Source organism: Citrobacter sp. S55_ASV_140, from assembly GCF_018919505.1.
Lineage (GTDB): Bacteria > Pseudomonadota > Gammaproteobacteria > Enterobacterales > Enterobacteriaceae > Citrobacter > Citrobacter werkmanii.
Window position 1 is genome coordinate 1 of sequence record NZ_JAHLQZ010000459.1, and the last position, 269, is coordinate 269.

The window sequence follows — 269 nt, forward strand, 5'->3', positions numbered from 1 at the left end:
TGTCCAGGGGGCCGCCTTCGCCACCGGTATTCCTCCAGATCTCTACGCATTTCACCGCTACACCTGGAATTCTACCCCCCTCTACAAGACTCTAGCCTGCCAGTTTCGGATGCAGTTCCCAGGTTGAGCCCGGGGATTTCACATCCGACTTGACAGACCGCCTGCGTGCGCTTTACGCCCAGTAATTCCGATTAACGCTTGCACCCTCCGTATTACCGCGGCTGCTGGCACGGAGTTAGCCGGTGCTTCTTCTGCGAGTAACGTCAATC

1 rRNA gene is annotated in these 269 nt (G+C 57.2%); it reads right to left on the minus strand.

From position 1 onward, the window contains the following. Window positions 1-269: ribosomal RNA gene (locus tag KQJ18_RS24525) — 16S ribosomal RNA — on the minus strand; the annotation flags it as partial.